Origin of the sequence: Clostridiisalibacter paucivorans DSM 22131 (assembly GCF_000620125.1) — a bacterium.
GTDB lineage: Bacteria > Bacillota > Clostridia > Tissierellales > Clostridiisalibacteraceae > Clostridiisalibacter > Clostridiisalibacter paucivorans.
Genome location: NZ_JHVL01000001.1, coordinates 49,135 through 64,607, shown reverse-complemented (window position 1 = coordinate 64,607; position 15,473 = coordinate 49,135). Strand labels below are relative to the sequence as shown.

At 34.4% G+C, this 15,473-nt stretch carries 9 protein-coding genes; 8 read left to right on the top strand and 1 reads right to left on the bottom strand.

Annotated features, from left to right (window positions below):
* Nucleotides 1–243: 243 nt before the first annotated feature.
* The 7 genes from Q326_RS0100265 to Q326_RS0100235 all read left to right on the top strand — a co-directional run bounded on the left by Q326_RS0100265 (nt 244) and on the right by Q326_RS0100235 (nt 12,775).
* Nucleotides 244–1,641: a S41 family peptidase gene (locus tag Q326_RS0100265; RefSeq protein WP_034600646.1), complete on the top strand. Its 1,398-nt coding sequence runs from the start codon at nt 244–246 to the stop codon at nt 1,639–1,641.
* Nucleotides 1,642–1,969: 328 nt separating this feature from the next.
* On the top strand, nt 1,970–3,571 hold the full coding sequence (gene pyrG, locus Q326_RS0100260; protein WP_026893543.1) for a CTP synthase: 1,602 nt from the start codon (nt 1,970–1,972) through the stop codon (nt 3,569–3,571).
* Between the two features lie 513 nt (nt 3,572–4,084).
* Nucleotides 4,085–7,093 carry an S-layer homology domain-containing protein gene (locus tag Q326_RS0100255; RefSeq protein ID WP_026893542.1) on the top strand — a complete coding sequence of 1,003 codons (3,009 nt, stop codon included), beginning with the start codon at nt 4,085–4,087 and terminating at the stop codon, nt 7,091–7,093.
* 157 nt (nt 7,094–7,250) lie between these two features.
* Nucleotides 7,251–8,792 (top strand): AbgT family transporter, encoded by a 1,542-nt coding sequence (locus Q326_RS0100250; RefSeq protein WP_026893541.1) that lies wholly within the window; start codon nt 7,251–7,253, stop codon nt 8,790–8,792.
* Nucleotides 8,793–9,151: 359 nt separating this feature from the next.
* A complete protein-coding gene (locus Q326_RS0100245) occupies nt 9,152–10,480 on the top strand; it encodes an MBOAT family O-acyltransferase (RefSeq protein ID WP_245592035.1) in 1,329 nt (442 codons plus the stop codon).
* Nucleotides 10,481–10,490: 10 nt separating this feature from the next.
* Nucleotides 10,491–11,552 carry a hypothetical protein gene (locus Q326_RS17775; RefSeq protein WP_051530992.1) on the top strand — a complete coding sequence of 354 codons (1,062 nt, stop codon included), beginning with the start codon at nt 10,491–10,493 and terminating at the stop codon, nt 11,550–11,552.
* Between the two features lie 41 nt (nt 11,553–11,593).
* The gene (locus Q326_RS0100235; RefSeq protein WP_156936211.1) at nt 11,594–12,775 is read left to right on the top strand and encodes an SAM-dependent methyltransferase; all 1,182 of its coding nucleotides are present in this window, start codon (nt 11,594–11,596) and stop codon (nt 12,773–12,775) included.
* Between the two features lie 172 nt (nt 12,776–12,947).
* Here the strand turns inward: Q326_RS0100235 and Q326_RS0100230 are convergent, their stop codons facing one another.
* Nucleotides 12,948–14,015 carry an HD-GYP domain-containing protein gene (locus tag Q326_RS0100230; protein ID WP_051530991.1) on the bottom strand — a complete coding sequence of 356 codons (1,068 nt, stop codon included), beginning with the start codon at nt 14,013–14,015 and terminating at the stop codon, nt 12,948–12,950.
* 247 nt (nt 14,016–14,262) lie between these two features.
* On the opposite strand from Q326_RS0100230, the gene Q326_RS0100225 reads away from it, so the two are divergent.
* Nucleotides 14,263–15,411 (top strand): TolC family protein, encoded by a 1,149-nt coding sequence (locus Q326_RS0100225; RefSeq protein WP_026893537.1) that lies wholly within the window; start codon nt 14,263–14,265, stop codon nt 15,409–15,411.
* Nucleotides 15,412–15,473: the final 62 nt, after the last annotated feature.

Here is a 15,473-nt window from a genome sequence, read left to right as displayed (position 1 = left end):
GATTTGGAGTGAATCGCTTAGTGGTAAAGTAAAGAGTCTAAAAAAAGTAAAAAAGAAGTTAGTAGTTTCGTAGCTAGTAGTTAGTAGTTGATGGAAGAAATCCAAAGGATTTCATCATTGACCTACTAACCACTAACTACTAACTAATACCTGTCTTTCTACTAAAGACTACGAACTACGAACTACGGACTACGAACTACGGACTAAGACCTAAGAACTAAAACCCAAAAGGAGTTGTTCAAAATGAGTAGAATTACAAAAAAGGCATTATCATTGATTATGGCATTGACCATAGCTGTGCCATTGACTATAACATCGGCATCAGCCCAAGGGAAAGCACCACAGGGATTAGATGAAAATTTGGAATATATAGGGAAATTGATAAAATTTGTTCAAGTATATCATGCAGGAGAAGAAGTGACAGAGGATGAGTTGATACAGGGAGCAATGAAGGGTGTATTTTACAATCTAGATCCATATAGCAAATATTATACAGAGGAAGAATTTGAAGAGTTAAATGAAGATGTATCAGGAAACTTTGGAGGTATAGGAGTTAGAATTATAGAAAAGGATGGATATGTAACTGTACTTGCCCCCATAGAGGGTACTCCAGGATTTAAGGCAGGGATAAAGGCTGACGACAAGATAGTGTTAGTAGATGGTGAGGATATAGTTGGATATACATCAAAACAGGCAATGGATATAATGAGGGGTGAACCTGGTACTGAGATAAAGATAGGGATATTGAGAGAAAATGTATCGGGCATACTGTATTTTGATATAGTGAGGGAAATTATAGAGATAAATCCCATATCCCATGAAATATTAGAAGACAATATAGGATATATAAAGATTACAGAGTTCAATCAAAATACCCTTAGAAACATAGAAGATGTATTGAAGGAATTGGATAAAGAAGGTATAGAAGATATAGTAATCGATCTTAGAAACAACCCTGGAGGATTCTTGACCCAAGTAATAGAAATGAGTAAATATTTTGTACCAGAAGGGCCAATAGTGCATGTAAAAAATGCCGATGGAAAGACTGATTCATATAAATCAACAAATAAAGACCCTAAATATAATCTAGCAGTATTAGTAAACAGAGGAAGTGCCAGTGCATCGGAGATATTTGCTGGAGCAGTAAAGGATACAGGAGTGGGTAAGATTATAGGTGCTAAGACATTTGGTAAGGGCAGTGTACAAAAGATGATACCACTCACCAATGGTGGGGGAATTAAATTGACCATAGCAGAATACCTCACTCCCAATAAAAATAAGGTAAATGGTATAGGTATAACTCCCGATATAGTAGTAGAAACTAGAAATAAAATGGATGGTATAGACCCATTACTCATATCTAAGCTAGATAAAAGCAGAGAAATAAAAGAAGATATGGTTGGGCTAGATATATTGGCAGCAGAAGAGATATTGGATATATTGGGATATGATACAGGCAAAGTAGATGGAGTATATGATGATTCCACAGTAAAGGCAGTAAAGAAATTCGAAGAAAAGATGGGATTGTCTAAAGATGGCAAGCTAGATATAAAATCTCAAGAAGAACTACTCCAAGCAATATATGACTACACCCACGAAGACATGCAATTAGAAAAGGCAATAGAGGTGTTGAAGAGATAGTCCGTAGTTGGTAGTAATTAGTTAGTAGTTCAATGATGAAATCCAAAGGATTTCCACCATAGACTACGAACTACCAAAGACTACGAACTACCAACTACGGACTACGGACTACAAGCTACCAACTAATACAAATAAAAAAACCTTGACATAGTACGGAGGATATTATACACTATTGTAGTTGTAAAAAAGAGAATAAAAAGCAGAACATAAAACACAGGGCACTTAGTGCCCCGCGCAAAGAGGGGCGATATTTTTCGCCCCTCTTTTTATGTTAAAAATATAGTTGGAGGATAAGGACCAACTACCAAAAACCGAAAGGAGCAATGAAATGTCAAACACAAAATACATCTTTATAACCGGTGGTGTAGTATCCTCATTGGGAAAGGGGATAACAGCAGCATCTTTAGGTCAGTTGTTGAAGAGTAGAGGGCTAGAGGTAACATTGCAAAAATTTGACCCCTATATAAATGTAGACCCAGGAACCATGAGTCCATATCAGCACGGAGAAGTTTTTGTAACAGACGATGGTGCAGAAACAGATTTGGATTTGGGACATTATGAGAGATTTACTGATATAAATCTAAGCAAAAACAGCAATGTAACCACAGGAAAAGTATATTGGTCGGTATTGAACAAAGAGAGAAGGGGAGATTACCTAGGTGGAACAGTCCAAGTAATACCCCATATAACCAACGAGATAAAGGACAGGGTATTTAGAGTATCCAAAGAAAAGCATGTAGATGTGGTAATCACAGAGATAGGCGGTACAGTTGGAGATATAGAGAGTTTACCATTTTTAGAGGCAATCAGACAGATAAAATATGATGTGGGCAGAGAAAATGTGATGTATATCCATGTGACATTGGTACCCTATCTGTCAAAGGCAGGAGAGCTAAAGACTAAACCTACTCAACATAGTGTAAAGGAACTTAGGGGTATAGGTATACAACCCGATGTAGTAGTATGTAGGACAGAACATCTATTGTCCGATGAAATAAAGGAAAAGATAGGTCTATTCTGTAATTTAGATGCCAATAATGTGGTACAAAATCTAGATGCCAGAAATCTATATGAAGTACCATTGTTATTAGAAAAAGAAGGATTACCACAAATGGTAATAAACAAACTAGCACTCCAATGTAAAGAGCCAGATTTGACAGAGTGGAACAGTCTAATAGATAGGGTAGAGAATTTAGAAGGCAAAGTAAAGATTGCATTGGTAGGGAAATATGTAGAATTAAAGGACGCATATATATCAGTGGCAGAATCATTAAACCATGCAGGGATAGACAATGGAGTAGATGTAGAGATAGAATGGGTCCATTCAGAAGAGATAGATGATAACAACTGTAGTTCATATCTACAGGGAGTAGATGGCATATTGGTCCCTGGAGGATTTGGAGACAGGGGTATAGAGGGAAAGATATGTGCAATAAAATATGCCAGAGAAAACAAGATACCATTCCTAGGGATATGTCTAGGTATGCAAATGGCAGTAATAGAGTTTGCTAGAAATGTACTAGGTATAAAGGATGCCCATAGTGCAGAATTTGTAGAAGATACAAAACATCCAGTAATAGACCTGATGCCAGAGCAAAAGGATATAGAAGATATGGGAGGTACCATGAGACTGGGACTATATCCATGCAAATTATACGAAGATACAAAGGCAAAATCAGCCTATGGAGAAGACTTAGTATATGAGAGACATAGACATAGATATGAATTCAACAACCAATATAGAGAAGAACTAATGGAGAAGGGCATGATAATAAGTGGGATATCTCCCGATGAAAGATTAGTGGAAATAATAGAGCTAAAGGACCATCCATGGTTTGTAGCCAGTCAATTCCACCCAGAATTCAAATCCAGACCGACAAAATCCCACCCATTATTCAGAGATTTTATAAAAGCAAGTAAGGATATATAGTCGGTAGTAAAAGGACAGCTCTTAGTTCTTAGTTCTCAGTTCTTAGTTATTAGTTGATGGTTGAAATCCTCTGGATTTCTTCATTGAACTACGAACTACGGACTACGGACTACGAACTACGAACTACGGACTACGAACTACGAACTACGGACTACGAACTACGAACTACGAACTACGGACTACGAACTACGAACTACCAACTACGAACCAACATAATCAAACTGAAATAAAATGTAATATTCCTGTAATGGAATTCTCAGTCTAGATATTATATAATGACTAATGTAACAACGGAGGATGTGCTTAATATTACATCTTCATTACAAAGCCTGTTGTCTCATTGACGAGTCATATGGGCGGTGTTATAATTAGGTATAGAATGCAGGATTTATCATATTATACCTGCTCTATAAAATTTTGGGTCAGACTGGTTTCGGAAGGGGTTTACGGTCTGGCGACAGGAATCTACATAGCTCCTTCGCAAAAAACAAAAAATAAAGGAGGACTTCAAACATGAAGAGAGTATTATCAATAGTACTTGCCCTTGCTATGGTACTAGGAAGCTTTTCAATGGCTTTCGCAGCAGCTCCAAATACTGATCTTGTGAAGAATATCGAAGATAAAGATATTAAAGCTGCAGTAGAAAGACTATCTGCTTTCAGTATAGTAAGTGGTATGGGGGATGGAGAATACCATCCAGAATTAGATGTAACTAGAGAACAATTTGCAACATTAATGGTAAAGGCATTGGGATTGGACAATGCTGCAAATGCAGCTGCAGGTTCAAGTAGTTTTACAGATGTACCGGTAGGAAAATGGTCAACAGGATACATTAATGTAGCTGCTGGACAAAACATAATTAAAGGAACTCCAAGTGGTAAATTCTTACCTACTAAAAATGTAACTTATGCAGAAGCAGTTACTATGTTAGTAAGAGCCCTTGGATACAAAGACGATCTTATAGCAGGAAACTGGCCAGATAAATTCTTTGCTAAAGCAGCAGAGAAAGGTATAACTAAAGGCGTTAAATTTTCAACAACAGGATCTGCTGATAGAGGGTCTGTAGCATTAATGATAGACAATACATTAGATGCTGAAATAATTAAGCAAGATACTTTTGGTGAAAATGCTGAATACAAAGAGGAAGATACGACATTATTAAAAGAAAAATTAGACATAAGCAAATATGAAAATGTTAGAATAGTAGCAGATAAATTAGTAGATGATGGATTAGAAGAAGATGAAATGACTGTTAAATTCTTAGAAGATGTTGACGCATACGAGGATTCTGTAAGCACATCTTATAGAGAAAATGAAGTTAAAGACTTTGATTTTGAGGATTTTGTAAATCCAAGAAGATTTATAGGTGAAGAAGTAACACTATACATGGATGATAATGATAATGTTATTTATCTTGAAGAAGAAAAAGATGATAAAGCATATTTTGATTATGTAGACGGTGTTACTGGAAAAGATGGAGAAATAACAGAATTAGGCTTAGTTAGACATGATGATGACTACAAATTTGATGAAGATGCAGTGGTATATGTATTCGATTCAAGTGATAATCAGTATGATGAAATAACTGTAGATAAAAGAGATGGAATTGATACTGATATAGATGATGTAGTAGGAAAAGTTGGTAAATTTGTTGTTAAGAATAATAAGATAGTTTATGCTGAAGTAATGGGTTCTGACGAGGCATATCCATGGATGCTAGTTCTTGATAATAATAAAGGCTTGCTAGAAGGTATTAACGAAACAGATGAAAACTTTGACTTGGACTTAGGGGAAGATGGAAATTATGATGGTGTATTTGCTTTTGATACATTAGGAAATAAAGTTGATGTAGATGACATAGATGAAGGAAATATAATCTATGTACAAAAGCAAGACTATGATGGCGATGATTATGCGGTAGTAATGGTAGTTGATGATAATGTAGTAGAAGGCGAATTAGGAAGAGTAAAAGATGATAGAGTGAAGATAGGAAGCAAAGAAATTAAAACTACAAGATTTGATAATGATGGTAGAGAATATCAATCTTATTATAGCATTGACGGTCTTGAAGATATTAAACAATGGAATGTAGATAGTAACTGGGAAGATGATATGGAAGATGCTGATGATGAAGATGTAGTAGCATATTTAGACGTAGCAGGAAGAATTGCTTTCTTAACTACAGAGGCAGACGCTACATCTGGATTTAAATATGGTATAGTTACTAGAACATATTCAGATAATGATAAGATTAGAATCTTTACATTGACTGAAGAGTCAGATGGAGATGAAATCTTATATGAAGTAGAAGAATATAAGAACTTAGAAGAACCTTTAGAATTAGATGAGTTTGGTAATGATAAAGATGCTACAAAGAGAATATCCGCTATTAAAGCAGGTGAGGTTGTTAAATTTAAACTTAACAATAATGGTGAAATAGCAGAAGATGAGTTTTATGTAGCAGACAAAGATAATTCTTGGAAAATGAGAGAGGATAGAGATTTTGGCGAAGATAGTATTTTAGCTACATCAAAAGATGGTGCTGAAAATGAAAGCTTCTCAATAGATAATAAAGCAGCTATTATCGATGGAGAAGGATTAGATATGGATACATTGGATTTTGATTCAGATGATTTCGGAGTAGCTAATTGGGATGATATGGCTGAAGACAATTATGATTCTGAACTTGAATTCTTTGTATTTACAAAGCGAAGTAATAATATTGACATAGACGCTCTTGTATTCGTTGGAAAAGGAGCTTCATCTTCTACAGATGAAGAAGCTATCTACGTTGTAGATAAGTGGAGCAAAGGTGGAGATGACTATGTTGAATATGTATCATACGAAACTGGCAAGGTAGAAGAAGCGGAAGTAGATAAAGTATCTGATGGTAAGTTAGAAAAAGAAAGACCATACATTGCTGAAATCAAGAGCGATGGAACGTTGAAGCTTTATAACAAAGATAAAGGTGACTTTGATTATAAAACTGGAGTTATTACTGATAAAGACGGACAGATTATTACTGTAGATGGAAAAGACTATAGAATGAACAGTAAGACTGTAGCATACGAAGAAGATACTAAGAAGTCAAACTCTAACTTTAGAAAAGATGATGCAGTATACTTCGTAGTAGAAGATGGTGTAAATGTTAGAGTTATAGAAAGACTTGTTGATGATGAAGCAGAAGATGTAAAAGAAGGAACAACAGGCGGAAGTGGTTCATTTGAGGATGTTGATATAGACTTTGAAGTACAAAGTCGTGCTGACTATGTTACATTTACAGTAAGTGAAAGAGTTTACTTCGCAGATGATGTAACAAATACATTTAGTATAGAGCCTTTTGGAATAAAAGCAATAGAAGGACCTACTAAGGGAGATTCAGCAGCTAGAAGCTTTACTGTTAGATTTGAAGAAAAAATTCAAAAAGACGACATAATAACAATTGAAAAAGATGCTTTATATAAAGAAGTAGATGGAGAAGAAGTATCTAACGATAAAGCATTAGAATTTGAAGTTAAATAATTAAGTCTCTTATTGAAAACCAGTTAGATTTTTCTAACTGGTTTTCTTATGTCCAAAAACAATACCCCTTTGTTTCAATTACTTAACTTGTATTAATAAAAGCTTTTTTATATAATAATATTTGGTGCGGAAATATTTACAGCAAAGGGAGGAGATTATGTTTAACAGCAAAGGAAGACAGCAGAATAATAAAGGTATACTTAAAAACATTGAGAGAATAGGGAATGCATTACCCCATCCCGCAATGATTTTTGTTATATTGAGTGTTGCTATAATTATTATTTCAGGCATTGTTGCGGCAAAAGGAATCAATGTTACCTATTATGATGCAAAGGCAGGAGAAAAAATAACAGTTCATGCAGTTTCTCTGCTTAATTTTGATGGATTGCGCTATATATTCAATAGTGCAACAGAGAATTTTACAGGATTTGCACCATTGGGTACAGTATTGGTGGCAATGTTAGGTGTGGGAGTTGCAGAGTGGACAGGGTTAATCAGTGTGTCATTGAAAAAACTATTAACTGGTGTACATCCTAGACTTCTGACAGCCATAGTAGTTTTTGCTGGTATCATGTCCAATATTGCATCGGATGCAGGATATGTGGTAGTAATTCCATTGGGTGCCATAGTGTTTGCAGGGGCAGGGAGACATCCCATTGCAGGTCTGGCAGCGGCATTTGCAGGTGTATCGGCAGGATTTTCTGCCAATCTTATAATTGGAACATTGGACCCGCTATTGGCAGGGATTACAAATGAGGCACTTAGGAGCTCAGGAATGGGTTACGAGATCAATGCAACTGCCAATATCTATTTCATGATAGCATCTACATTCCTATTGGTCTTTTTAGGTACCTTTGTAACAGAAAAGATAGTAGAAAAAAATCTTGGAACATATACAGGGGATTACGTACCAAATCAAGATAAAATAACGGAAACAGAGAATAAAGGGTTGAGAAATGCAGGGATCGCACTTCTAATTTTTATAATTATTGTTGCATTATTCATGATTCCTGAAAATGGAGTATTTAGAACCCTAGATGAAGATACGGGTAAAATGACATTGAATCATTTCTTAAACAATGGTTTAATTCCCCTTATACTGTTACTGTTCTTAGTGCCTGGTTATGCATATGGTAAAACTGTGGGCAAGATAAAGAGCAGTAATGATTTGGTTGCAGGTATGACTGAGGCCATGCAGAGTATGGGAGGATATCTAGTATTGGCATTTTTTGCGGCACAGTTTGTAAACTATTTTGGATACACCAAATTAGGAACTATAATATCGGTAAAGGGAGCAGATGTCCTAAAGAGCGTAGGATATACAGGATTGCCCCTAATATTTGGGTTTATAATTATTTCAGCCTTTCTAAACTTGTTCATGGGTTCAGCATCGGCTAAATGGGCCATAATGGCGCCAGTTTTTGTACCTATGATGATGAGATTGGGACTTAGCCCAGAATTAACCCAAGCGGCATATAGGATTGGAGATTCTACCACCAATATCATAACTCCCCTTATGAACTATTTTGCGATGATAGTAGTTTTTGCAAAGAGATATGATAAAAATAGTGGAATTGGAACCTTGATATCCACAATGCTACCATATTCAGTGGTATTTTTATTGGGATGGATATTGTTAATGACTATCTGGTATTTCTTTGGTTTGCCATTGGGACCAGGGGCATATATTAATATATAGGTATTAGTTAGTAGGTAGTTGTGAGAGACGGTTTTTTGCCGTCTCTTTTTTGTGTAATTGTCTAACATATATAATTATGTTATTATTATATAATAATCAGATTATTGACAAGGATATAAAAGTTATTAGTTAGTAGGTATTAGTTAGTAGTTGACGGTGGAAATCCTATGGATTTCATCATTGAACTACTAACCACTAACTAATAACTGTATTTCTACTACCAACTACAAGCTACGGACTACGAACTACGGACTACGGACTACGAACTACCAACTATATAATGGAAGGAGATTTTTATGCTTTTTAATTCCTTTGAATTCATACTATTATTTGTCCCATTAACTTTATTGGGGTATTATATGTCATCAAGATATATATCGTCTACATTGTCCAAGGTGGTGCTTATTGGGGCATCTCTATTTTTTTATAGCTATTGGAATATAAGATATCTTCCATTATTGATTTTTAGTATAATTTTTAACTATATTATGGGTAGGATACTAATACATTATCCCAAAAGATATTTACTTTTTTTAGGGGTGTCCACAAATCTTATTTTATTGGGATATTTTAAGTATATAAACTTTTTTATAGACAATATAAATAGCTTTTTTTCTACAGATTTTAATTTTGTAAATATAGTATTGCCATTGGCAATATCCTTTTTTACCTTTCAGCAGATATCTTTTTTGGTAGATTCTTATAGAAAAGAAACACAGGAATATGACTTCTTAAATTATATATTATTTGTGTCATTTTTCCCGCAGCTAATAGCAGGACCCATAGTACACCATAAGGAAATCATTCCTCAATTTTATAAATCTGATACATATAGATTGAATTATTCCAATCTTTCCAAGGGGATGTTGGTATTTTTTATAGGGTTATTTAAAAAGGTCGTTATAGCAGATACATTATCTGCATGGGTAAGCCCTGCATTTGATGTGGCAGTTAGTGTTACCACTTTGGAATCATGGGCGGCTGCTATATCCTATACATTGCAGTTGTATTTTGACTTTTCTGGTTACTCTGATATGGCAATAGGATTGGGCCTATTATTCAATATAAATATACCTAAGAACTTTGATTCTCCATATAAGGCAAATAGTATTATAGACTTTTGGAGAAGATGGCATATGACATTGTCTAGATTTTTAAGGGACTATGTGTACATACCATTGGGGGGAAATAGAAAGGGAGAGGTAAGAAGATATATAAACCTATTTATAACTATGTTATTGGGAGGACTATGGCATGGTGCTGGATGGACCTTTGTGATATGGGGAGGTCTCCATGGACTATATCTTATCATAAATCATATTTATAGGAAATTTAGTAACAATATGGGCATGAATCTTTTTATCTCTAGAGTGATTACCTTTATATGTGTAACAGTGGGATGGGTATTTTTTAGGGCGAATACATTTAGTGATGCCTTTAAGATATTGAAAGAGATGTTCCTATTGGATGGGTTGAAATTTTATGCCACATATTATTTGCCCCAAGGCATTGTGGGACTGTTAATACTGGTATTACTGTATATAGTAGTGAATACCATGCCAAATTCTTTGGCTATATCCAAAAGATTTAAACCTACAGGGGCATGGCTTATATTCATAACCTTTTTATCTACTATATGTATACTAAATCTTAATAAAATAAGCGAATTTTTATATTTTCAATTTTGAGGTGTAATATATGACATATAAAAGATTTTTTTATAGCTTTTTGATATTGACCATTGGCTTTATATTGGGAATTGTAGCTATAAATTATATAATAGACCCATTACAATTTTATAGAAAGGCCAGTTTTTATCAGCCTGTATTTTCTGAAGAGCAGAGGTATCAAAACCCTGCCCTCGCCAAGACATATGATTACGATACAGTAATTATAGGGACCTCCATGACTGAAAATTTTATGTCATCCTATGTGGATCAAAAGTTTGGAGGAAATACATTGAAACTATCTATCTCTGGTGGATCTGCTAGGGAGCAGTATCTCATAGCCAACAAGGCAATAGAGACGGGTAAAGTAAAAAGGGTGATATGGTGTTTAGAGTATTCAGCATTTAGGGGAGATGCCCACAGGGTTAGAAACGATTATGGGAGTTTTCCATATTATCTATATGACAATAACCCTGTAAATGATATAAGATATCTATTAAATAAAGATACATTGATGACAGGGCTAAAGGGTATATTTGTTCAGAATGCACTGAAACCCAAGGCATTGGAGACATTAAATAATTGGGAGTCTGTTGCCACTTATGGTGAGGATAAGGTGATTTCATCTTTTAAACAGTTTAAAGCAGATAAAAATTTCCCCTTTAAGGAATTTAAATTGCAAGATATAAAGGATAGTATAGATGAAAATCTATTGCCTATAATAGATAAGAACGATGATATAGAATTTTTTGTATATTACCCCCCATATTCCATATTGAGATATAGATTCTTTTATGAATCAGACCCACAACTCTTTTATAATGAGCTTGAGATGAAAAGATATATATTTGATAAAACCAAAGGATATGAAAATATCAATATATATGACTTTCAAGATGTAAAGGAAATAACATTTGATTTTGAAAACTATAAAGACATTTCCCATCACTCACAACAGATTAATGAGTATATAATAGATGCCATAGTTGAAGGGAAACATAGAGTTACGGAACAAAATTTGGACAAGAAATTAAATAATCTTAACAAGCAGCTGAATGAATCCTATAGATTTGCCCCCAAAGATTTCCAGTGATACAATATAGATATAACAAAAAATTAAGGGGGATGTTTTAAATGAGTATTGAAAAGTTTTTCTTGGATAAATATCTTTCGAATATATCCCATGATACCTTTGCTATAGAGTATTGGGATGGAGATAGAAAGATATATGGTGAAGGAGATCCACAGTTTACCATAGTGTTTAGAGAACCTGTATCTAAGAAAAAGGTCCTTGATGACCCTTCGTTGGCCTTTGGAGAGGCATATATGGATGGCATTATAGAAATAGAAGGAAATTTAAGGGAAGTTTTAGAGTCGGTATATAAAAATAAAGAGAGTTTTTTGAACAAACCCAATATTATAAAGACATTGGCTAAGATCATACCCACATCTATAAATCAACAAAAAGAAGATATCCATTATCATTATGATCTAGGTAATGATTTTTATAGATTGTGGTTGGATGATACCATGAGTTATAGCTGTGGGTACTTCAAGAACAAAGACGATTCTTTATATCAAGCACAAATGAATAAGATACATTACATATTGAGAAAGTTGAATTTGCGTGAGGGAGATAAGTTATTGGATATAGGCAGTGGATGGGGTTGGCTAATAATTGAAGCCGCTAAGTTATATGGAGTCAATGCCACGGGTATTACATTAAGTAAAGAGCAGTATGATAAGACCATGGCCAGGATAGCTGAAGAGGGATTAAAAGACAAAGTAGAAGTAAGGCTAATGGACTATAGGGAACTTGCAGAGACAGGAGAAAAGTTTGACAGGGTAGTAAGTGTAGGGATGATAGAGCATGTGGGTAAGGCAAATATACCTAAATACATGGAAACGGTAGATAGATTACTGGTACCCTATGGAGTATCTCTACTCCATTGTATAACTGGGCAAGTGGAAAGTGAAGGAAATAGATGGATTAAAAAATATATATTCCCCGGTGGATATATACCTTCAGTAAGGGAATTAGTCGCAGTTATGCCTGATTTTGACTTTCATATAGTAGATGTGGAAAGTCTAAGGCTACATTATTTCAATACACTTAAACATTGGAGTGAAAACTTCGACGATTGTATAGACGAAGTGAGGAAAAAGTACGATGAAAGATTTATAAGGATGTGGAGGATGTATTTAAATGCCTGTGCTGCATCTTTCCACTATGGAGTAGTGGATATACACCAATTTTTATTTACTAAAGGACTAAACAATGATTTACCCATGACAAGGGGATATTTGTATAGGTAAAGAAGTTAGTAGTTAGTGGATATTAGTTAGTAGGTATTAGTTAGTAGGTATTAGCTCAATGAAGAAATCCCCAGGATTTCTACCATCGACTACTAACTACCAACTACCAACTACGGACTACGAACTACCAACTACCAACTACAAACTACGAACTACTAACTACTAACTAATGTCATATAAAATCAACTATGTATAAAGATTTGTTTTTAGATTCATTTAAATCTAGGATGGTATCGTCTTTGTCCAGTTTTATTACTGGTCTATGTATATTTCTTTTAGGTATGAATATAATCTCTCCAGTCTTATTGTTGTTTAATCTTATAGCTTGCCCTATAAATAGCCCCCCTATTTTATTTAGAAATGTATATAATATATTTATATCTAGCTTGTCTAAAAAATTGTTTTCCATTATCTTAATGGCTTCAAAGGGAGTCTTTTTATCTCGATGGGGCCTTTTGGATGTTATTGCATTATATACATCGGCTACGGCTATGATTCTAGCAAATAGTGGAATGTTTTCCCCTTTTAATCCCATGGGGTATCCACTGCCATCCCATCGTTCATGGTGGAAGAGTATGCCATTTTCGATTCTCTTGTTTATGAAACTATATTTTTCTATTAGTTGGTGACTAAATGTTGAATGTCTTTTTAGTATTTCAAACTCTTCCTCGGTAACCTTACCCTTTTTATTTAGTATTTCCTTTGGGACCATTATTTTACCTATGTCTATAAGTAATGCACTTAGAGCCAATTCTTTAAGGAGTTCATCCTTAAGGTCTAACCATTGACCTATAGAATAGCTTATAAGGGATACATTGTGACTGTGGGAAAATGTGGCATCATCCATAGATTTTACCTTTTGCATCAATTGAAATATATTTATATTGCTATTTAGTTCTGTCAGGGTATCTTCTACTTTAGAATTCAATTCTTCTTCTTGTATATTCTTGCCCGTAACCATTTTTTCAAAGGTGTCTTTAATGTCTTCACACTTTTGGGCGTAATTATGTACATATTTAAATACTGGGTCTGGTGTCTTGTCCTCTTCAATCTCATTTTCTTCCATAATTTTGACCATCTGAATGCTATTAGACATTAGAAGGTTTTTTATTTTATATACACTATTTATAGTGAAGCCCTTTGGTACAAGTATATTTCCTTGTTCATTAAATACATCTTGACCTATAACCATATCTGTCTCCAAGTCTGAGACAAATACTACTTTATAAGACTTACTCAACAAAATTGCCCCCTTTTCACAAGATAAATGTTCTAAACTAATAATTCGTCATTATGGTAAAAGATTCCTCTTTTCACGACAAAAAATTAAATAATAGTGCTTAATACTCATGGAGTTAATGTCATATTTATACATTACAATTTTATTAAAAGTATATATATTTTATTGACAATGGAGGACAAATAATATAACCTTATAAACAAGACAATACCGACTGGTCAGTCAGAAAATTTAGGAGGGAGAATATATGAAGAGAATATTGGCTATAGCTATAATTGCAATTATGGGTTTTACCATGGTTGGGACTACATATGCGGATACAGATAAAAAGGATATCGAGAGCTCAGAGATTATGAAATTTAGTTTGGAAGAGGCAATAGATTATGCATTGGAGCATAATAGGGATATGAAGATACAGGATATAAATATAGAGAAGGCAGATTTAGGATATGATGAAGCAAGATATGGGATAGGTAAAACTAATGATGCAATAGATAAATATGGTTCAGGTGTAGTTGATGCAATTACTGAAAAATTAAAAGATTTGGGTGTTACTAAGAGATCGGCACAATTGGGTGTAGATATAGCTAAGTGGAATAAGGATATAAAGACTAATCAGATCAAATATGATGTGGAAAAGGCATACTATGATTTGCAACAAATAAAGAATCAATATGATATAGCTAAAGAGGGATTGGAATTGGCAAGAACTATATATAATCAAAGTAAGGTTATGTTTGATGTAGGGACTATATCTGAGCAGCAGTTATTGGCATCTGAAGTGTCTTTGGCACAAGCAGAGTCTGGATTGGAAGAAGCAAGGAAATATTATGAGCTTCAAAGGATGAGTTTTAACAATGCCTTGGGACTAGACCTTACTACAGATATAGAACTTACTAGCCAGTTGACCTATGAACCCCATGATTATATAAAAGTGGAGGAAGGGGTAAAAGAGGCCCTTGAAAAGAATGCAGGGCTAAAGGTAGTAAAGGAGAATTATGAACTATCTAAATTATCCCTTGAGGCAACAAAGGTAAAATATACTCCAAATACATTCAGATATAAGGAAAAGGAACTGGCAATACAAGAGGCAGCAAAGAGTTTAGATACAGTTAAAATAGGTGTGGAAATGGGAGTGAGGAGTGCATATCTCTCATTAGAGACAGCAGAAAAACAGATAAAGACCTATCAAAAGGCATCGGATAAGGCAAAAAAATCTTATGATATCTCTCAATTGAGATACAAGGTAGGAGAAGGCACTCTAAATGATGTGACCAAAGCTAGAATAGACTATATGAATGCCAAAAAAGAACTAAACAACAAGATTCACGCCTATAACTTAGCCCTATTAGATTATAGATATAGTAAGGGATTAGGAAAGAATGTTATAGGTTAGGTATTAGTTAGTAGATATAAGTTAGTAGTTAGTGGTTAGTGGTTAGTAGTTGATGGTAGAAA

What these genes read in the sequence shown, in the direction of transcription:
- Q326_RS0100265 (WP_034600646.1), top strand. Translation starts at nt 244, where the DNA reads ATGAGTAGAATTACAAAAAAGGCATTATCATTGATTATGGCATTGACC.
- Q326_RS0100225 (WP_026893537.1), top strand. Translation starts at nt 14,263, where the DNA reads ATGAAGAGAATATTGGCTATAGCTATAATTGCAATTATGGGTTTTACC.
- pyrG (WP_026893543.1), top strand. Translation starts at nt 1,970, where the DNA reads ATGTCAAACACAAAATACATCTTTATAACCGGTGGTGTAGTATCCTCA.
- Q326_RS0100255 (WP_026893542.1), top strand. Translation starts at nt 4,085, where the DNA reads ATGAAGAGAGTATTATCAATAGTACTTGCCCTTGCTATGGTACTAGGA.
- Q326_RS0100235 (WP_156936211.1), top strand. Translation starts at nt 11,594, where the DNA reads ATGAGTATTGAAAAGTTTTTCTTGGATAAATATCTTTCGAATATATCC.
- Q326_RS0100245 (WP_245592035.1), top strand. Translation starts at nt 9,152, where the DNA reads ATGTCATCAAGATATATATCGTCTACATTGTCCAAGGTGGTGCTTATT.
- Q326_RS0100250 (WP_026893541.1), top strand. Translation starts at nt 7,251, where the DNA reads ATGTTTAACAGCAAAGGAAGACAGCAGAATAATAAAGGTATACTTAAA.
- Q326_RS17775 (WP_051530992.1), top strand. Translation starts at nt 10,491, where the DNA reads ATGACATATAAAAGATTTTTTTATAGCTTTTTGATATTGACCATTGGC.